The organism is Xanthobacter tagetidis (assembly GCF_003667445.1).
Classification (GTDB): domain Bacteria; phylum Pseudomonadota; class Alphaproteobacteria; order Rhizobiales; family Xanthobacteraceae; genus Xanthobacter; species Xanthobacter tagetidis.
In genome coordinates, this window is record NZ_RCTF01000011.1 from 137695 (window position 1) to 155862 (window position 18168).

Sequence of the window (18168 nt, forward strand, 5' to 3'; positions counted from 1 at the left end):
GGGTTCGGTCAGTAATGCTCCTCGAAGCGCTTGGCCAGCTCTTCGATGTTCTCCGGCGGCCAGCCGGGCACTTCCATGCCCAGATGCAGGCCCATGGAGGCAAGCACTTCCTTGATCTCGTTCAGCGACTTGCGCCCGAAGTTCGGCGTGCGGAGCATCTCCGTCTCGCTCTTCTGGATCAGGTCGCCGATATAGACGATGTTGTCGTTCTTCAGGCAGTTGGCCGAGCGCACGGAAAGCTCCAGCTCGTCCACCTTCTTCAGCAGCGCCGGGGAGAACGGAAGCGTCTGGATGGCGGTCTGCTCGCTCTCGCGCTTGGGCTCCTCGAAGTTGACGAAGATCTCCAGCTGGTCCTGCAGGATGCGCGCGGCATAAGCGAGCGCGTCCTCGGCCGTGATCGAGCCGTCGGTCTCGATCTGCATGGTGAGCTTGTCATAGTCGAGAATCTGGCCCTCGCGGGTGTTCTCGACCTTGTAGGAGACCTTGCGCACCGGCGAATAGAGGCTGTCGATCGGGATGAGGCCGATCGGCGCGTCCTCGGGCCGGTTGCGGTCGGCCGGCACGTAGCCCTTGCCGGTGTCGATCGTGAACTCGATGCGCAGCTCCGCGCCGTCGTCCAGCGTGCAGATGGGCAGGTTCGGGTTGAGAACCTGAATGTCGCCCACGGTCTGGATGTCGCCGGCGGTGAGCACGCCCGGGCCGGTCTTCTTCGCCACCATGCGCTTGGGGCCTTCGCCCTGCATCTTGATGGCGATGTCCTTCACGTTGAGGATGATGTCGGTGACGTCCTCACGCACGCCCGGGATGGACGAGAATTCGTGCAGCACCCCGTCGATGTGGATCGACGTCACCGCGGCGCCCTGCAGCGAGGAGAGCAGGATGCGGCGCAGGGCGTTGCCGAGCGTCATGCCGAAGCCGCGCTCCAGCGGCTCGGCGACGACGGTCGCGAGACGCCGGGGATCGTGGCCCGGATTGACCTGCAGCTTCTCGGGCTTGATCAGCTCTTGCCAGTTCTTCTGAATCACTTGGATCACCTTGCTTTCTCGCCGGGCGGCGTCGGGGCGTATCGGCAGCCCCGTCGCTCATGCCCGTCCCGAATGGGGAGAAAAACCGGGCAGTAGACCCGTGGGGCACGCGCCCCGCGGGAGAGGCCGATCAGACGCGGCGGCGCTTGCGCGGACGGCAGCCATTGTGCGGGATCGGCGTCACGTCGCGGATCGAGGTGACGAGGAAGCCCGCCGCCTGGAGCGCGCGCAGCGCCGACTCGCGGCCCGAGCCGGGGCCGGACACTTCCACCTCAAGGGTGCGCATGCCGTGCTCGGCGGCCTTGCGCGCCGCGTCCTCGGCCGCGACCTGCGCCGCGTACGGGGTGGACTTGCGCGAGCCCTTGAAACCCATGGCGCCGGCCGAGGACCAGGAGATGGTGTTCCCCTGCGCGTCGGTGATGGTGATCATGGTGTTGTTGAACGAGGCGCTCACATGGGCGACGCCCGAGGCGATGTTCTTGCGCTCGCGGCGCTTCACGCGTGTTGCTTCTTTGGCCATGTCTTCCTTGATCCTTCAGGCGCGCCCGTAACTCCAGGCGCTCGGGATGGCCCCCACGGAAAATATTCCGTCGGGGGCGGGTCGCGTCAGCGGGCTTGCGCGCCGCTCACTTCTTCTTGCCGGCGATCGGCTTGGACGGACCCTTGCGGGTGCGCGCATTGGTGTGGGTGCGCTGGCCGCGCACCGGCAGGCCGCGGCGATGGCGCAGGCCGCGATAGCAGCCGAGGTCCATCAGGCGCTTGATGTTCATCGCCACTTCGCGGCGCAGGTCGCCCTCGACCATGTAGTCGCGGTCGATGGTCTCGCGGATCTGCAGCACTTCCTGGTCGGTCAGCTGGTTCACACGGCGCTCGGCCGGGATGCCCACCTTCTCGACGATCTCCTCGGCCTTCTTGGGACCGATGCCGTGGATGTACTGGAGCGCGATGACGACGCGCTTGTTGGTCGGAATATTGACGCCGGCAATACGAGCCACTGCTCTCTTCTCCATGTGGCGCAGGTCTTCAGGAGAACCTGCACGGGTGTTGCTCCGCGTCCGGTGGAGGCCGGCCCCTGCGGAGATGAACAAGCGCCGCCCCGCCCTTCCCTTCCGGGAGGGCCGAACGGCACCAAATCCAAAAGCGAGGGAGTGCCCTTAGCGGGGATTCTCGCCCGCGTCAAGCCTCAGGCCCGGTCCGCAGCCCGCGGGCGCGGGCTGCGCCGATGGGACATGGCGCAGGCCGATGGCGCAGGGCGCCGCGCTTTCGGGGACGCGGCACCCGGCACCCATCGGGCCGGATGCCGCCTCACCCCTTGCTGGCGCGCCCCCGCGACGCGCTCAGAAGTCGCGCGAGACGAACAGCAGCACCTGGCTGGCGTCGGTCGAGGCCAGCGACGGGCCGAACGCGGTCGGGACGTAGTCCTTGGCGCTGTTGTAGGTGTAGTCGTACTGGAGGGCGATGGTCAGCGCCTTAACCGGGTTGAAGGCGAGATAGCCGCCCACATTGTAGTTGGTGCCGCCGGAGAAGCCGTAGAACAGCTGGGCCGACGGATCGTTAAGATCGTAGGCCGCATAGCCGCCGAACACCGCGGTGCTCCACTTCTCGTTCCAATGGTGCAGGAACGAGGCGGTGACGTTCCAGCCGGTGACCGTGGTCAGACCGGTGACGCTCATGAAGGCATCCGGAGGGGCGTACATGCCGGAGGGATCGACGAGGCCGAGATAGGAGATCGCCCCGTCGGCATAGGCGCTCTGGATGTAGAGGGTGTCGCCCTCGGCCAGCGCGTCCAGCTTGAACATGATGCCGGCCTGCAGCGCGTAGCCCCAGGTATCCTGTGTCGTGAACTGGTTCAGAACGTTCACGGAATTGGTCTGGTGCAGGGCGCCGGAGATCTGCGCCTCGCCCCAGGTGCCCGCATACTTCACGTTGCCGACGATGTCGGTGGCGGAAATGCCGGCGCTCAGGTCCTCGTTGCCGAGCGGCAGGAACGGATTCTGCGCCAGCACGCCGTTGTTGCGGTCGGCGGCGCTTTCCAGCGAGATGGTGGCGCTGAAGCCGCTGGAGCCGAACTCGTAGGTGTAGGCCAGAAGGTTCAGGCGCACGTCGTCGCCTATGGTGGCCGGGTCGGTGCCGAGCACGTTGGCGTTGGCGTAGAAGTCGAAGAAGGACTGCGCCTTGCCGAAGGTGAAGCCGCCGAACTGGATGTAGGCGTTCCAGACCTCCAGCTCGGACTTGTTGGGACCGTCGGACCACGGATCGGCGGAGCGCCACTTGAAGCGGCCCTCGAAATAGGAACGCAGCGTGCCGTATTCGGTGGAGGTGCGGGCGTCGAGAATCACGCCGGCGGTAGCGATGGAATAGGTCTTGTCGTTCGCGGCCGGATAGTCGGTATAGGTGTTGAAATAGCCTTCCGCCCAGAGATATCCGCCGACGCGCAGGCAGGTGTCGGTTCCTGGAAGATAGAAGAAGCCCTCCCCCTGCTCGGTGCAGGCGCGCATGTAGGCGCTCTTCGCCTTGGTGGCCATGATGTCGGCAGCGGACGCAGGCGCGCAGGCTGCACCTGCGGCGAGACCGACGGACGCGGCCGCCAGGGCGAAGGACACGCGGCGGTCGCGCCGGCGCGAAGAGGAAAGCGAGAGCGACATGACCTATCAGCCCCTTTATTGATACAACATATCATTAATGCCAGCCCGGCTCGGATGTAAATGCCGAGCGGAATGATTCTCAACGCAAAAACGCAAACCCCTGCAGATCTCGGACCCAGCCGGCCCCCTGCCGGCGCACTCGCATCCGCCCCCATCCGCTGCGGAGCATCCGCGAGAGGGAGCCGCCACGAATATTCGCCCCCACCAGCCTGCGGCGGCCCGACGCCAGCGAGGACCTGCGAAGCGAGTGAGGTCTTGGGCGGCGACTCGCTCCGGCAAAGCTCACACAGGCGATTCGTCAGCCAGGAACCGGGGAAACGCAGACCGCCCGGACCTAAGAACAGTGAATCCAGACCGCACGTGAAACCAAGACCACCGGCCCCCAGCCGAAAGCTCAAGCGCGCCAACTCCGCGCGATGATTCAGTGTGCACTTGCGGCCGGATGGTGTGAAGAACCCGAGGTCAACTCTATGGATATTCCAAACTGAGTCGACGTTACGTAAAGCGATGAACTGGACGGCAAGAGCGCAAAGAAAAACCCCGGCGGTTGCCCGCCGGGGTCTCTCGGAACCAAGTGAAAGCTTGGATCAGAAGTTACGCTGAGCGCGGATACCGCCCGACCAGATATCGGTGGAGCCACCGATGATCGAGGTCGCGCCAACCTGCTGGAGCGGAACGTCCGAAGAAACCTTCGAGTAGACCACTTCCAGGCCGAGGTCGAGGTTCTTGACCGGCGACCAGACGAGGTCGGTACCAACCTGCCACAGATCGGCATCGGTGACGGCGATCGCGGTGGTCGCACCGGGCTCATACTTGGTGTAACCGCCGAACAGCACCGAGCGGATGCCCGGGGTCCAGTAGTGGCGGAACTGGCCCATGATGCCCCAAGCGGTCGACAGGTTGTAGCCGCCGAAAGCGTCCACAACGGCGTCGGCCAGCGGGACATAGGCGCCGGAGAGGTTGCCGGCGGCGTCGATGTCCACCTTGCCCCACGCGGTCGCAGTGCCCTGGCTGTTGCCACCCATGCCGGCGTAGCTGATGGCGCCCTTGGAGTAGCTGGCCTGCAGGAGGAAGCTATCGCCCTTGGCGATCATGTCCGCGTTGAGCACGAGGGCGCCGCCGATGGCCCAGCCCCACTGGTCCGACGACGAAGCGCCGGGGAACAGGGCGAACTGGTCGAGCGTGTTCACCTGGTGCAGAGCACCGGAGAGCATCGCGGTACCCCAGGCCTGGTCGAGGCGGATGTTCGCCACGATGTCAGGAACAGCGTTGCCGCCCTGCCAGTTCTGGTAGGCCAGCGAGCCGCTGGTGCCGGTCACGAACGGATTGAAGCCGAACGGGCCGATCGAGCCGACAGCCGCGCCCGAAGCGGTGGTGCCCTGCACGCCGGTCACGCGGTTGGCACCGTCTTCCAGCGAGATCGTCGCCGAGAAGCCGTTACCGAACTGCGCGGTATAGGCCATCAGGGTGGTCCAGGTGTTCGAACCCGCGAACGGGGTCGTCATCATGTAGTTCACGCCGATGTCGAAGAACGACTGCGTGTAACCGAAGGTGAAGCCAGCGAACTGGATGAACGCGCGCTCGAAGTACAGAGCGTTATTCGGGCCAGAGCCGGCGCCGGCCTGCGAGTTCCACTCACCGCCGAAGCGGACGTAGGAACGCAGGGTGCCGTAGTCGGTCTGGGTGCGGGCGTCCATGTCGAACACGCCGCGGGCGCGGGTCAGGATGTCAGAGTCATCCTTGTCGCTGAACGGGAAGGCGAAAGCGCCCACGCCAGGACCGTTGAAGCCGGTGCCCGCGGTGGTCGCGATGTCGGGACGGAAGGTGCCGACGGCGTTCGCATAAGCGTCGAAGCGGGCATAGCCGCCGATCTTCAGGCAGGTGTCGGTGCCCGGGATATAGAAATAGCCGGCGCCATAGGCAGAGCACACCTTAACGTACTCTACCGCCTTCGCCTTGACGGGAAGGTCGGCAGCCTGGGCTCCAGCGACCGCGACGAGACCCGCCGCGCTGCCGAGGAGAAGGCTCTTCACCATCTTCATCGTGACCTCCAAGTTTGGTTCCGAGGGAGCGAGTTCCGCTTCTTCGGTGCGACTGCTGCACCTAGAGAGGTTCTTGCCCCGATTCCCATTCACACGCTCAACGCATCGCTGAACCTGCGATGGGCGACCGGGGTCTGCCCCCCTTCGTCGCAAAGCCACCATACAAAAGGCCCACCCGGGATCAACGACATCTGGGCCGTTTCAGCCCCTCCGGAGCCGTTATTCCAGTAACTGTTGCAGGAATGGCACTCCGGGGTTTGACCCACCTGAATACCGTCGTCCGCAGGACCTGCGCAGCCCGTTCCGGCGGCGGAATTCCTTTGTCTGCAAGCATTCCAGGATGGTGGGGCAGGTGGCGGAGACGGAGGGATTCGAACCCTCGAGACCCTTTTGGGGGTCTGCTCATTTAGCAAACGAGTGCCTTCAGCCTCTCGGCCACGTCTCCAGCGCCCCCCTCCTATGCCGGACCCATTGGCCCATTGCAAGCCGGGCGGCGTCGAACGCGACCGGATCGGAGGGAATCAGTCCGGTCGCGCGATTTCCCGCTAAGGCGATGATGAAGAAAGGCTTATCCGGTCAGCGTGCGGTGCAGGCCGACCGGCGCGCGCCCTAGCGGGAATCGGTGCGGTAGTGCTTTTCCTCGACGATGGCCGAGTTGGAGAGGGCGTTGATCTGCCGCTTCAGGGCCGCGCGCCGATCGTTCACCCCATAGACCTGCCGCGCCAGAGCGACGAACTGCGCATCGAAGCTCCCGTCCCGCTCCATCCCGCGCAGCGCGTCCTCGATGTCCCACAGCTGCCGATTCGCCGCGGCGAGGTCCGCCGTGATCGCAAGAACCGACGGCGGCAGGGATTCGCGCTCGCGCAGCGCCCGCAGCGCTTCCAGCTCGTGCTCCACGTTGGCGCGCGCCGCCGGGTCAAAGATCTTCTCGTGCTTGATCTCCAGGATGGTGATCTTGTCGATCAGCTCCCCGACCGACACCGGCGCGAGGATGACGCGGGCCGGTGCGCCGCTCACAGCGCGTCTCCCCGCTGGAGCGCTCTCACCCGGTGCGCGATTCGGTCGAACACGCCGGCGAAGTCGCCCGGCACATCCTGTCGCATCAGGCGCAGGCTGGAATAGAGCGGCGTGCGCTCTCCCTCGCGGCCCCAGCGCCATTCCGGCGCGACCTTGAGCGCCACCAGCGCGGGCCGGCCGCGCGCACCCGCCAGATGGGCGAGCGCAGTGTCGATCGTCACCACCAGATCGATGTGTTGCAGAATCGCCGCAGTGTCGACGAAGGCCCCATCTGCGTCGCACTCCGGCCCCAGTCGCGCCACCCGGTCGCCAAACGCGCAGCCGTCGAGCTGTTCGGCGCCGACACCCTGCTGGAGACTGACCAGGCGGACGCCATCGAGCGCCGCCAGCGGCGCGAACAGATCGAGCGGCACCGAGCGGCCCACGTCCACGGCAGCGGACGGATCGCCCTGCCAGGATATGCCGATGGTGAAGCCGTCCCCGAACCGGCCGGTCCAGCGCCCGACCCGCTCCGGGTCGGCATTGAGATAGGGCGCCTGCGGCCAGAGCGCGGGATCGGGGGCGATCAGGCGCGGCAGGCTTGCCAGCGGCACCCAGGCGAGGCCCGGCGCGGTGGTGTCGAGGTCGTCGAGCGAGGACACCACGCGCACCCGGGCATCGATCCGGGACAGCAGCGGCACGAGCCGCGCCTTGGTGAGGAAGCGCGTGCGGATGCCCCGTTCGGCGAGCAGGCGCAAAAGGCGGCCGAACATGATGTGGTCGCCGGTCCCCTGCTCGCCGACCACCACCAGCTCATCCGGCACGCTCTGCCCGTCCCACCGGGCGAACGGCAGCGGACGGTACGGCGGCGGCAGGAAGGAGGCGCGGGATTCATATTCGGCCCAGCCCTCGGCCCAGCGGCCTTCGGCGAGATCGTCGGCCGCGCGCAGGTAGCGCGCCATGGGAAAGGCGGGATCGGCGCCGAGCGCCGCGTCCACCAGCCCCCGCGCCGCGGCGTGCTCCCCTCGGTCGATGAGAAGACGGGCCTTTGCGGTGAGCGCCCCGGCCGATCGCGGGTCGAGGGCGAGGGCCTTGTCCACCGCGTCGAACGCGTCGGCGGGCTCCCGTCGCTCGCGCCGCAGTTCCGCCAGTTCCTGAAACAGCGCGGGCGAACCGCCGGTGCCGGCGGTCGCGGCCTCGGCGAGCCGCAGCGCCTCGTCCAGCCGGCCCCGCTGGCGTTCGCTGCGCACCAGGGCGGCCTGGAAGGTCGGCCGGTCGGGAGCGATGTTCACCGCGGCCGCGAACGCCTCGGCGGCGCCGTCGATGTCCGCCTGCCCCGCCAGGCCCTGGCCCTTGAGGAAATGGGCGTCGGCGAGCTTCGGCGCGAGCACGCGCGCGGCATCGGCGGCGCGCGTCGCCTCGGCGAAGCGTCCGAGCTCCAGCAGCGTGCCGGCGCGCGAGATATGGCGCTGCGGATCGCGCGGATCGAGCGCCACCAGCCGGTCGCAGTCGGCGAGCGCGGCCTCCGGCCGGCCGAGCCGCGAGAGCGCCACCGCCCGGTTGGCGAGCGCTTCCGCAAGCTGCGGCCGGAGCGCCAGCGCGCGGTCGTAGCGCTCCACCGCGTCGGGCAGGCGGCCGAGCTGCAGCAAGGCGTTGGCCGCCATGTACTGCGCCTCGACCAGAGCGGGGTCGAGCGCGCGCGCCTTCTCGAACGAATCGAGCGCCTTTTCCGGCTTGCCCTCGGCCTGGCGCACGGCGCCGAGCAGCAGGTGCGCGTGCGCGTTGCCGCGGTGCGCGTCGCGCGCCTTGCGGGCCGCTGCGTGGGCCTCGCCCAGCCGGCCGGACTGGAGCAGCGCCAGCACCAGCAGCCGCGCGGCCTCGAACGCCTCCGGAGAGGCCTTCAGCAGGCTGCGGTAGAGCGCGACAGCCTCATCGAGCCGCCCGCTCTGATGCAGGGCGCCCGCGCGGGCGAGATCCGGCCTGATGTCCTTCGCCATGCGACGGCTCCCGCCCCCAAGAGCCGCTCAGGAGCGGGCGCGCTGCCCGAACAGGATGGCCTGGACGTCCTTGTCCTTGGCGATGTCCACGCTGGCGCGCTCCTCGGCGTTCACCGCAAAGCCGCGCTTGACGGCCGGGCGGGCCAGCACCCGCTCCAGCCAGGCCTTGAAGTGCGGGAACTCCTCGATCTGGATGCCCTGCCGCTCCCACAATTTGGCCCAGCCGACGCAGGCCATGTCGGCGATGGAATAGTCGCCGGCGAGATACTCCCGGTCGGCGAGGCGCTTGTTCATCACGCCGTAGAGCCGGTGCACCTCGTTGGAATAGCGCTCGATGGCGTAGGGCACCTTTTCCGGCGCGTAGATGCGGAAATGGTGCGCCTGCCCGGCCATGGGGCCGAGGCCGCCCATCTGCCAGAACAGCCACTGCTCCACCTCCACCCGCGCGCGCTCGTCGGCGGGGTAGAACTGGCCGGTCTTGCGGCCGAGATACTGCAGGATGGCGCCGCTCTCGAACACCGAGATGGGCTTGCCGTCCGGCCCCTCGGGATCGACGATGGCGGGCATCTTGTTGTTCGGCGAGACGGCGAGGAAGTCCGGCTTGAACTGGTCGCCCTTGCCGATGTTGACGAGCTTCACCTCATAGGGAAGCCCGCACTCCTCCAGCATGATGGAGATCTTCCAGCCGTTGGGCGTGGGCCAGTAGTACAACGCGATGGGCTGGGACTGGACCTGAGCCATGAAACGCTCCCTCACACGCGCGGTGCCGCCCGTTGCGGCCCGTGCCCTAGGTATTGGAACAGCCGGCTTTGGACCGATCAGGCCGGGGTGAAACGTTCGATGTCGTGACCGCTCGGCCGGCGGCAGACGCGGCCCTAGACGTAGCGATCCCACCCTGCGCAAGCAAGGGAACGCCCTCCGGCCGCCCGCCGTTCACCGGCACAGCGGGTCGTCGTCGCGCAGCGGGGTCAGTTGGAGGTCGCTCCAACGGTGCGGCTCCATCAGCGGCGACCACCATTTGAGGGAAATCTCGACGGTGTTCACCTTGGGCGCCGGCAGCAGGATCGGCAGGCCGTTGACGATGCCGGTGACGCGGGCGCAGCCGGTCGCGTCACGCGGCGGCGGGCGATACTGGAACTCGTTGATGATCACCACCCGCGCGCCCGGGATTGCCGCGCGCAGGCGCCCGGCCGAGGTCCGGTCGTCGGCCACCAGCGTCGGCCGCTCGCCCAAGCGGGCCTGGATCGCCGGCTGGATCTTGTAGATCGGCTCGGCGGCCATGCAGCGTCCGCACAACCGCGGGTCCGGCCACAACGGCACCGCCGCGCGCACGCCGGCGATGGCGACGTTCATGGCCAGCAGCAGGCCGAGATAGATGACGAGCCGGTCGCGCCAGCCGCCGAGCCGCTCCAGCTCCGCGAACACATAGACCGGCAGCAGAAGCAGGAAGACGTGGAAGTAGCGGTCGCGCAGGCTCTCCGTGCCCGCCGCGAGGGTGAAGACGAGGGTGGCCACGACCCCCAGCGCCATCAGGGTGCGCAGCACCCGGCGCGGCGGACCGTGCTCGTCGTCGTCCGGCCGGGCGCCCTCGCCGCGGTTGTAGGGCAGGAACACCACCGCCACGAGCGCCAGGAACGGCAACACATAGCCGGCGAGCGCGGAGACGAAGGCGTTCAGCACGCCGTCCCAGCCGGCATTGGTCGCGCCCATGGTCTGGGCGGCGGCGGCGACCACGCTCTGGCGGCCCACATAGAGCGCGGCGGCGTAGATGCCGAGCGGCACCGCCGCCGTCAGCAGCGTGACCAGAAGCCGGCGGTCGAAAAGGGCGCGCCGGTAGCTCGGCTCCAGCAGCGCCGCGATCACCAGCACCGCGAGGAATGCGACGAACCCGAACTTGCCGAGGATGCCGAGGGCGATCCAGCCACCCAGCCCGGCATACAGCGCGGCGCTCGGCCGCCGCGTGATGGCGGTCAGCGTCAGGAAGGTCCCGGCGATGCCGATGATCATCACGTTGGAGTGGGTGAGGATGCGGTGGCTGTGATAGCCGATCACCCAGATCGCGGTGAGCGAATAGACCGCCAGCGCCTGGAGGCGCGGATCGGCGATCACCTGGCGCGCGATCCGCCACACCAGCAGCGCGCAGCCCGCGAGCAGCGCGTAGCGCAGCAGCGCGAACGACACTAGGCCGGTGCCCACGATCTGCTGGAGGCCCCACAAGAGCCAGTCGAAGAACGGCGGATTGCGCGGAACGTAGGACAGTTCCAGCGACTGGACCATGTAGCTCTCGATGGCGTCGTCCGCATTCACCGCCACTTCCAGCAGCGTGGCGATGAGGCCGTGCACCAGCGCCCAGGCCATCACGATCGCAACGACACCGCTCGGGCGGGCCCACCACGGCACAGAGGCCGAAGGCGCGGAGGCGGCGGGCACGTCGAGATGGCGCGGATCGAGATGCTCGATGTGGGTCACGGGGGTCTCGTCAGGTCTCTGTCGGGCGCCTCTATAGACCCGTACCGTCCGCACCGCCACCGGTGGATCAGACGGTCGGGAGCACCACAAAGCCCTCGCGCCCGCCTGCCGCAAGGGCAGCTTCGCTCGCCTCGTGCAGCAGCAGGTCGTCCACCCGCGCGCCCGGCGGACCGGCGCGGCAGGCCGCGACCATGGCGTCGACCGCGCCCGGCGCGCCGCACAGCACGGCCTCCACCGCCCCGCCGGCGCGGTTGCGCACCCAGCCCGAAAGGCCGCGCACGCGCGCCTCATGGGCGCACCAGGCCCGGTAGCCGACGCCCTGGACCCGCCCGCGCAGCGTCAGGTGCACCACGCGGACGGCGCCGCCCCAGCCGTCGCCATCGGAGGCCCCCTGCCCGGACATGGTGGCGGAACCGGTGCCGGTGGTCATTTGGGGCAACCCTCGGCCGGCTTCAGCGCCGTGAACTCCGCCATGGTGCCGACGAGGGCGAACTTGCCGTAGTCGATCTTCATGTCGCCCACCACGCCGTTGTCATAGAGCGCGAAGCTCATCACGTATTCCGGCGAGCCGCTGGTGGCGCCCGGCTCGTAATAGCTCACCGTCACGGGGAAATAGGTGCTCGCGCCCAGTTGCTCACGCGCGACCGCGGGCGCGCGCTCGGCATTGGTGGTGGCGCGGCCGATCACGGTCAGGGTCTCGTAGATGCGCGCCGGGTCGCTGGAGCCGTCATAGACCTTGGCCTGCAGCACCCGGTCGCCCGCCGTGCCGGCGGCGATCACCTTCCCCACGTGCTCGGTGGGCATCAGCACCTTGCCGGGAATGGAGAGGGTGGCGGGCTTCGGCTTCGTCACCACGACCTTCAGCGCATCCGGCCCGTCGCGGGTCACGTCGGCCTCGACCTCGCTGTTGCCGGCGCTGGCCGAGCGCGAGGTGGAGTTGAACCGGTAGGACTTGCCCTCCCCGTCCTCCCACGCCTTGGAGGTCACCTCCTGGGCCAGGCTCTCGCCGTCGCCCGTGGTGCTCTTGCTGGTCTGGCGGGTGAACGTGGTGAAGCCGGCGCAGGCATCGCCCGTGATCTCGTACTGGATCTCGCCGCGCATGTCCTCCAGCTGGCCGGTGGGCTTCGAGCCGTCGAGCACCAGGCGGTAGGTCGCCTTGTGCGCCATCAGCGGCACTGCCGCGAACGCCGGCGCGCCGGCCAGCGCCAGGCAGCCGAAGCCGAGGCCGAGGCCGGAGGCGATGAGGCGTGAACGAACCTGCATGTCTTGTCTCCTCGCGCCGCGCCGCCCGCCCCCGCGCGGGACGGCTTGCGCCGCGGCGGCGCTTCGGCCAAGAGGAAGGCCCAATTGCGCAATCCTTGTGGCAGGAGCCCTCAATGAGCACCACGATCGAACAGAAGCTTGCGAGCCTCGGCATCACCCTCCCGACGCCGACCCCTCCGCTGGCCAATTACGTCCCCGTGGTGCGCACCGGCAACCTGCTGTTCGTGTCCGGCCAGGTCTCCATCGACGGCGCCGGCACGATCACCACGGGCAAGCTCGGCGGCGGCCTCTCCATCGAGGCCGGCCAGGCGGCGGCGCGGCTGTGCGCCATCAACATCCTCGCCCAGGTGAAGGCCTCCGTCGGCGACCTGGAGAAGGTGGTGCGCGTGGTGAAGCTGGTGGCGTTCGTGAACTCCGTCCCCGATTTCACCGACCAGCCCAAGGTGGTGAACGGGTGCTCCGACCTTCTGGTGGAGATCCTCGGCGACAAGGGCCGCCACGCCCGCTCGGCCGTCGGCATCGCCGCTCTGCCGTTCAACGCCGCGGTGGAAGTCGAGGCGGTGGTCGAGGTCGCCTGATCCGGGACAAAGCGAGGCGCGCCGTGCCATGAAGCACCGTTCCGGCGATCCCGGCTTCGTCACGGCGCGCCCGGTGGCCCATCGCGGCCTGCACGATGCCGCACGCGGCATCATCGAGAACATGCCCGCCGCGATCGATGCGGCGCTGGCGGGCGGCTTCGCCATCGAGGTGGACCTCCAGGCGAGCGCCGACGGCGAGGCCATGGTGTTCCACGACTTCACCCTCGACCGCCTGACCCAGCGCTCCGGGCCGGTGGGCGCCCTCACCGCCGCGGCGCTGGCGCAGGTGCCGTTCAAGGCGACCGCGGACCGCATGATGCGGCTCAGCGACCTGCTCGACCGCGTCGCCGGCCGCGTGCCGCTGCTCATCGAGATCAAGAGCGACTTCTCCGGCGACACCCGCCTCGCCGCGCATGCCGCGCAGGTGGTCGCGGCCTATGACGGGCCGGCGGCGCTGATGTCGTTCGATCCCGCTCAGGTCGAGACGGTGCGGATGGCGGCGCCGGCGGTGCCGCGCGGCATTGTCGCCGAGCACCGCTACGACCATCCCGACTGGTCCGCCTTGCCCGCCCGCGCCCGCTTCTGCCTTGGCAACCTGCTGCACTGGCCGCGCTCGCGCTTCCAGTTCGTGGCCTATCGCGTCGCCGACCTCGACGCCTTGGCGCCGCGCCTCGCGCGCCGCCTCGGCCCGCCGCTTCTGGCCTGGACCGTGCGCACGCCGCAGGACCGGGCGCAGGCGCAGCACCGCGCGGACCAGATGATCTTCGAGGGCTTCGTTCCCTGATCGGATAAATTGGGCCATGCTGCGACGCACCGCCGCGCTCCCCTGCCCGCGCCGGCCGGCCCACGTTGAGGACATGTCCGAAGCCTCCATCCGCGTTCTCACCGCCTTGTCGCAGATCGCCGCGAAGGACTGGGATGCCTGCGCCGCCGGCGGCGCGGCCCGCCCCGAGCCATTCCTCTCGCACGCCTTCCTCTCGGCGCTGGAGGAGGCCGGCTGTGCCGGCGCGCGCACCGGCTGGATGCCGCAGCATCTGGTGCTCGACGGCGCCGACGGCGTGTCGGCCGTGGCCCCCTGCTACCTGAAGTCCCATTCGCAGGGCGAATACGTGTTCGACCACGGCTGGGCGGATGCGTTCGAGCGCGCGGGCGGCGACTATTATCCGAAGCTCCAGGTGGCGGTGCCGTTCACGCCCGTCACCGGACGGCGCCTGCTGACGCGCGATCCGGACGGCACCGCCGCCCGCGCCGCGCTCGCCGCCGGCATCGGCGAACTGATGCGCCTGCGCGATGCCTCCTCCGCCCATGTCACCTTCGCCACCCGCGAGGAGTGGGACAGCTTGGCGCAGCACGGCTTCCTCCAGCGCACCGACCGGCAGTTCCAGTGGCTGAACCAGGGCTATGGCAGCTATGACGACTTCCTCGGCGCGCTCGCCTCGCGCAAGCGCAAGGCGCTGAAGAAGGAGCGGCGCGAGGCGCTGGAGGGCGGCATCACCATCGAATGGCTCACCGGAGCCGATCTCACGGAAGCCGCCTGGGACGCCTTCTTCGCCTTCTACCAGGACACCGGCGCGCGCAAATGGGGCCGGCCCTATCTCAACCGCCGCTTCTTCTCGCTGATCGGCGCGCGCATGGCGGACAGCGTGCTGCTGGTGATGGCGAAGCGCGGCGGGCGATACATCGCGGGGGCGCTGAACTTCATCGGCCCGGATGCGCTCTACGGCCGCTATTGGGGCGCGATCGAGGAGCATCCGTTCCTGCACTTCGAGGTCTGCTACCACCAGGCCATCGACTTTGCCATCGCCCGCGGCCTCGCCCGCGTGGAGGCGGGCGCGCAGGGCGAGCACAAGCTGGCGCGCGGCTACCTGCCCGTCGCCACCTATTCCGCCCACCTCATCGCCCATCCGGGCCTGCGGCGCGCGGTTGCGCACTTCCTGGAGCAGGAGCGGGTCGCGGTGGCGGAGGACGCCGCCATCCTCACCGAGCTCGGCCCGTTCCGCCGCGGCGCGCCGGCGCAGGAATGCGAATAGCAGCCTTGCCGCGCGCGCGCATTGCGGCGGCGCCGCTGCCGTCGCTATAGTTCGCGCCGGACGGGTGGGGGGCGGAATCCGGGCGCGGCGCCGGGATTTCGAGGCTCCAGGGGGAAGGCGATGACCTATTGTTGCGGCGTGCTGGTGCGGGACGGCCTCGTGATGATCGCCGATACCAGAACCAATGCCGGCCTCGACAACATCTCCACCTTCCGCAAGCTCCACGTGTTCGAGGAGCCGGGCCACCACGTGCTGGCCATCGCCTGCGCCGGGAATCTTTCGGTCTCGCAGTCGGTCATCAGCCTGCTCCACGAGGGGGTGGAGGACCACGAGGCCGGCGAGCGCCACCAATTGCGCGACGCGCGCACCATGTTCCAGGCCGCCCAGCTGGTCGGCACCGCGATCCGCCAGGTGCACCGGGTGAACGGCGACGTGATGGAGCAGAGTTCGGTCAATTTCGACGTCTCGTTCCTGCTCGGCGGGCAGATCGCCGGCGGTCCGCTGCGCCTGTTCATGATCTACAACGCCGGCAACTTCATCGAATGCACGCCGGACACGCCGTTCCTGCAGATCGGCGAGCACAAATACGGCAAGCCGGTCCTCGACCGCGCCGTAAGCTACGAGATGGAGATCGCGGACGCGCTCAAGACCAGCCTGATCTCCATGGATTCCACCATGCGCTCGAACCTGGGCGTCGGCCTGCCCATCGACGTGCTGGTGGTGTGCCCGGACAAGCTGCATTCCGAGCTGAAGTACCGGATCGAGCCGGGCGAGCCCTATTTCCACGATCTGCGCGAGCGCTGGTCGGCGGCGCTGAGGGCGGCGCACACCTCGATCCCCCGCCCGCCTTACATGAAGGACGTGCGCAGCCTCACCCGCGAGAGCGCGGAGCGCCAGCGCGAGGAGACCTGAGCGCCTCAGAACGCCTTGAAGGTAAGGATGGTGCGGGTGTCCTGGATGCCGGGAATGGTCTGCACCTTCTCGTTCACGAAGTGGCCGATGTCGGTGCCCGGCTCCACGTAGAACTTCGCCATCAGGTCGAAGTCGCCGGCGGTGGAATAGATCTCGGACGCGATCTCGGCATTGGCGAGGTCGGTGGCCACCTCATAGGACTTGCCGAGCTGGCACTTGATCTGGACGAAGAACGGGATCACGGCGCACTCCCTGAGCGTGGGCGGCGCCACGTTGGACAATTCGCACCGCGCTGGCAAGGCCGGCCCTCGGCGCCCGCATCCCCCTTCATTCCCAACCGCCGCCGGGCTAAGCCCGTGCGATGAATGCGAGCGGCGCAACCGCCGCGGAGGACCGCCATGCCCGCCCCATCGACCCCCGCCGGCGCCGCGCCGCCCATCGCCCTCACCATGGCCGGCTCCGATTCGAGCGGCGGGGCGGGCATCCAGGCGGACCTGAAGACCTTCTCCGCGCTCGGCGTGTTCGGCGCCAGCGTCATCACCGCGCTCACCGCCCAGAACACGCGCGGCGTCACCGCCATCCACGACGTGCCGGACGACTTCATCGCCGCCCAGGCGGACGCGGTGTTCACCGACCTCGACGTCAAGGCGGTGAAGATCGGCATGCTCTCGCGCCCCGGCGCCATCCGCACGGTCGCCGACGCTTTGGCGCGCCATGGGGCGCGGCCGGTGGTGCTCGACCCGGTGATGGTGGCCGCCTCCGGCGCCAAGCTTCTGGCCGACGCGGCGGTCGCGACCCTGAAGGAGGTGCTGATCCCGCGCTGCGACCTCCTCACCCCCAACCTGCCCGAGGCGGCGGTGCTGCTCGGCTGCCCGATGGCCGAAGACGAAGACGACATGCGACGCCAGGGCGAGGCGCTGCTTCGGATCGGCGCCAGAGCGGTGCTCATGAAGGGCGGGCACGGCACCGGGCCGGAGAGCGTCGATCTCCTGGTGGAGGCGGCCGGCGCGACCCGCCTCGTCGCGCCGCGCCATCTGACGCGCAACACCCACGGCACCGGCTGCACCCTCTCATCCGCCGTCGCAGCCGGCCTCGCCAAGGGCGACGACCTGGGCACGGCGGTGCGGGCGGCGAAGGCCTACATCACCGGCGCCATCGCCGCGGCCGATAACCTCGCGGTAGGACATGGCCACGGGCCGGTGCACCACTTCTGGAACCTCTGGCGGCCGTGAGCCGCGCGGCCGCGCGCCGCGCATTGCGCCGGGATGTCATCCGGATGTCTTGCGGAATGTCTTGCCGCGCCGGATTTCGGCGCTATCGTCCGCCCCAACGAACGATCGTTCGTATGAAAGGATGAGGCGCATGGCGGGCAGGGAGCGCGGCGGCACGGCTCTGGAAACCGGCGCCCAGGCCCTCACGGGGCAATTGGGCAAGACCATCCAGCGCCTGCGCAAGGCCTACAACCTCTCGCTCTCCGACCTCGCGGAGCAGTCGGGGGTGGCGAAGTCCATCATCAGCCAGATCGAGCGCAATGAGACCAACCCGACGCTCGCCACCGTCTGGCGCCTGTCGCAGGCGCTCGACATGTCGGTGGAGCGGGTGCTCGCCTCCTCCGACGACGCGCCGTTCCTGGAGAAGCTCTCGCGCGCCGACACGCCGATCCTCGTCTCCGAGGACGGTCTGTGCCGCCTGTCCATCATCGGCTGGATCAAGACCGTCGAGTGGCTGCAATATTACGACTTCAGCGCCGCGCCCGGCGGCGAGCTGGATTCGGAAGGCCACCAGCGCGGTTCGGTGGAGTGCCTCTCCGTGCTCGCCGGCACGCTTGAGGTGGAGGTGGCCGGCGAGGTGGAGACGGTGAAGCAGGGCGAGACGCTGCGCTATCGCTGCGACCGCCGCCACGTCATCCGCAACCGCTCGGACGCACCCGCCCATGCGGTGATGGTCTGCCTGCTCAAGGCGGCGGTGCTGGACTGAGCGCGGTCATCCCCCGGCTGGTCCGGGGAGCGGCGCCGACGGCCGGCCGCGGGCGCCATCCGCCTTCGGCCTGCACCGGGTGCGGGGTTCGTCACCGCCGTCATCCCCCGGCTTGTCTGTTTGAGATGTGTTGGAATGAGAGCGCCTGCGGAGCGCCCCTAACGCTCCGCAGGCGCGGGCGGGAGGCCGTTTACTCCGGCAGGCCGGGGGTCCGGCGAGGACCCTGAGGCCGAG

18 protein-coding genes and 1 tRNA gene are annotated in these 18168 nt (G+C 68.9%); 6 read left to right on the top strand and 13 right to left on the bottom strand.

Features of this window, described 5'->3' with window-relative positions:
- Positions 1 to 8: 8 nt before the first annotated feature.
- From D9R14_RS14455 to D9R14_RS14510, 12 genes are all read right to left on the bottom strand, one after another.
- Positions 9 to 1025, bottom strand: a complete 1017-nt coding sequence (locus D9R14_RS14455) for a DNA-directed RNA polymerase subunit alpha (protein WP_121624064.1) — start codon at positions 1023 to 1025, stop codon at positions 9 to 11.
- A gap of 130 nt (positions 1026 to 1155) precedes the next feature.
- Positions 1156 to 1545, bottom strand: coding sequence for a 30S ribosomal protein S11 (gene rpsK / locus D9R14_RS14460; RefSeq protein ID WP_121624037.1), 390 nt, complete (start codon positions 1543 to 1545; stop codon positions 1156 to 1158).
- A gap of 106 nt (positions 1546 to 1651) precedes the next feature.
- A complete protein-coding gene (gene rpsM, locus D9R14_RS14465; protein ID WP_121624038.1) occupies positions 1652 to 2020 on the bottom strand; it encodes a 30S ribosomal protein S13 in 369 nt (122 codons plus the stop codon).
- Between the two features lie 342 nt (positions 2021 to 2362).
- On the bottom strand, positions 2363 to 3670 hold the full coding sequence (locus D9R14_RS14470) for a porin (RefSeq protein WP_121624039.1): 1308 nt from the start codon (positions 3668 to 3670) through the stop codon (positions 2363 to 2365).
- Positions 3671 to 4257: 587 nt separating this feature from the next.
- The gene (locus D9R14_RS14475) at positions 4258 to 5712 is read right to left on the bottom strand and encodes a porin (RefSeq protein ID WP_121624040.1); all 1455 of its coding nucleotides are present in this window, start codon (positions 5710 to 5712) and stop codon (positions 4258 to 4260) included.
- A 353-nt stretch (positions 5713 to 6065) separates the two neighbouring features.
- Positions 6066 to 6157, bottom strand: a tRNA-Ser gene (locus D9R14_RS14480).
- Between the two features lie 164 nt (positions 6158 to 6321).
- Positions 6322 to 6729 (bottom strand): DUF6165 family protein, encoded by a 408-nt coding sequence (locus D9R14_RS14485; RefSeq protein ID WP_210210855.1) that lies wholly within the window; start codon positions 6727 to 6729, stop codon positions 6322 to 6324.
- The gene (locus D9R14_RS14490; RefSeq protein WP_121624041.1) at positions 6726 to 8705 is read right to left on the bottom strand and encodes a tetratricopeptide repeat protein; all 1980 of its coding nucleotides are present in this window, start codon (positions 8703 to 8705) and stop codon (positions 6726 to 6728) included. Before D9R14_RS14490 ends, D9R14_RS14485 begins: the two co-directional genes overlap by 4 nt.
- 27 nt (positions 8706 to 8732) lie before the next feature.
- Positions 8733 to 9446 (bottom strand): glutathione S-transferase N-terminal domain-containing protein, encoded by a 714-nt coding sequence (locus tag D9R14_RS14495; RefSeq protein WP_121624042.1) that lies wholly within the window; start codon positions 9444 to 9446, stop codon positions 8733 to 8735.
- 192 nt (positions 9447 to 9638) lie between these two features.
- On the bottom strand, positions 9639 to 11174 hold the full coding sequence (locus D9R14_RS14500; protein WP_121624043.1) for an ArnT family glycosyltransferase: 1536 nt from the start codon (positions 11172 to 11174) through the stop codon (positions 9639 to 9641).
- Between the two features lie 67 nt (positions 11175 to 11241).
- Entirely contained in the window at positions 11242 to 11604 is a 363-nt protein-coding gene (locus D9R14_RS14505) for an acylphosphatase (protein ID WP_394010534.1), read from the bottom strand.
- Entirely contained in the window at positions 11601 to 12437 is an 837-nt protein-coding gene (locus D9R14_RS14510; RefSeq protein WP_121624044.1) for a cell envelope integrity EipB family protein, read from the bottom strand. The genes D9R14_RS14505 and D9R14_RS14510 overlap by 4 nt, the downstream gene beginning before the upstream one ends.
- 113 nt (positions 12438 to 12550) lie before the next feature.
- Between D9R14_RS14510 and D9R14_RS14515 the strand changes: the two genes are divergently transcribed.
- The 4 genes from D9R14_RS14515 (at position 12551) to D9R14_RS14530 (ending at position 15957) form a co-directional block, all read left to right on the top strand.
- Positions 12551 to 13015, top strand: a complete 465-nt coding sequence (locus tag D9R14_RS14515; RefSeq protein ID WP_121624045.1) for a RidA family protein — start codon at positions 12551 to 12553, stop codon at positions 13013 to 13015.
- A 28-nt stretch (positions 13016 to 13043) separates the two neighbouring features.
- Positions 13044 to 13799: a glycerophosphodiester phosphodiesterase family protein gene (locus D9R14_RS14520; RefSeq protein WP_121624046.1), complete on the top strand. Its 756-nt coding sequence runs from the start codon at positions 13044 to 13046 to the stop codon at positions 13797 to 13799.
- A gap of 73 nt (positions 13800 to 13872) precedes the next feature.
- Entirely contained in the window at positions 13873 to 15045 is a 1173-nt protein-coding gene (locus D9R14_RS14525; RefSeq protein WP_121624067.1) for a GNAT family N-acetyltransferase, read from the top strand.
- Between the two features lie 120 nt (positions 15046 to 15165).
- Positions 15166 to 15957 carry a proteasome-type protease gene (locus tag D9R14_RS14530; RefSeq protein WP_121624047.1) on the top strand — a complete coding sequence of 264 codons (792 nt, stop codon included), beginning with the start codon at positions 15166 to 15168 and terminating at the stop codon, positions 15955 to 15957.
- Positions 15958 to 15962: 5 nt separating this feature from the next.
- Here the strand turns inward: D9R14_RS14530 and D9R14_RS14535 are convergent, their stop codons facing one another.
- Positions 15963 to 16199, bottom strand: coding sequence for an Lrp/AsnC ligand binding domain-containing protein (locus D9R14_RS14535; RefSeq protein ID WP_121624068.1), 237 nt, complete (start codon positions 16197 to 16199; stop codon positions 15963 to 15965).
- Between the two features lie 156 nt (positions 16200 to 16355).
- Between D9R14_RS14535 and thiD the strand changes: the two genes are divergently transcribed.
- Both thiD and D9R14_RS14545 read left to right on the top strand, forming a co-directional pair.
- Entirely contained in the window at positions 16356 to 17189 is an 834-nt protein-coding gene (gene thiD / locus D9R14_RS14540; protein ID WP_121624048.1) for a bifunctional hydroxymethylpyrimidine kinase/phosphomethylpyrimidine kinase, read from the top strand.
- Positions 17190 to 17319: 130 nt separating this feature from the next.
- Positions 17320 to 17934 (top strand): helix-turn-helix domain-containing protein, encoded by a 615-nt coding sequence (locus D9R14_RS14545; protein WP_121624049.1) that lies wholly within the window; start codon positions 17320 to 17322, stop codon positions 17932 to 17934.
- Positions 17935 to 18168: the final 234 nt, after the last annotated feature.

Excerpts from the sequence above, each read along its gene's own strand:
- D9R14_RS14510 (WP_121624044.1), bottom strand. The coding sequence starts at position 12,437 with ATGCAGGTTCGTTCACGCCTCATCGCCTCCGGCCTCGGCCTCGGCTTC.
- D9R14_RS14515 (WP_121624045.1), top strand. The coding sequence starts at position 12,551 with ATGAGCACCACGATCGAACAGAAGCTTGCGAGCCTCGGCATCACCCTC.
- thiD (WP_121624048.1), top strand. The coding sequence starts at position 16,356 with ATGCCCGCCCCATCGACCCCCGCCGGCGCCGCGCCGCCCATCGCCCTC.
- D9R14_RS14495 (WP_121624042.1), bottom strand. The coding sequence starts at position 9,446 with ATGGCTCAGGTCCAGTCCCAGCCCATCGCGTTGTACTACTGGCCCACG.
- D9R14_RS14475 (WP_121624040.1), bottom strand. The coding sequence starts at position 5,712 with ATGAAGATGGTGAAGAGCCTTCTCCTCGGCAGCGCGGCGGGTCTCGTC.
- D9R14_RS14520 (WP_121624046.1), top strand. The coding sequence starts at position 13,044 with ATGAAGCACCGTTCCGGCGATCCCGGCTTCGTCACGGCGCGCCCGGTG.
- D9R14_RS14505 (WP_394010534.1), bottom strand. The coding sequence starts at position 11,604 with ATGACCACCGGCACCGGTTCCGCCACCATGTCCGGGCAGGGGGCCTCC.
- D9R14_RS14530 (WP_121624047.1), top strand. The coding sequence starts at position 15,166 with ATGACCTATTGTTGCGGCGTGCTGGTGCGGGACGGCCTCGTGATGATC.
- D9R14_RS14525 (WP_121624067.1), top strand. The coding sequence starts at position 13,873 with ATGTCCGAAGCCTCCATCCGCGTTCTCACCGCCTTGTCGCAGATCGCC.
- D9R14_RS14490 (WP_121624041.1), bottom strand. The coding sequence starts at position 8,705 with ATGGCGAAGGACATCAGGCCGGATCTCGCCCGCGCGGGCGCCCTGCAT.
- rpsK (WP_121624037.1), bottom strand. The coding sequence starts at position 1,545 with ATGGCCAAAGAAGCAACACGCGTGAAGCGCCGCGAGCGCAAGAACATC.
- D9R14_RS14470 (WP_121624039.1), bottom strand. The coding sequence starts at position 3,670 with ATGTCGCTCTCGCTTTCCTCTTCGCGCCGGCGCGACCGCCGCGTGTCC.
- D9R14_RS14545 (WP_121624049.1), top strand. The coding sequence starts at position 17,320 with ATGGCGGGCAGGGAGCGCGGCGGCACGGCTCTGGAAACCGGCGCCCAG.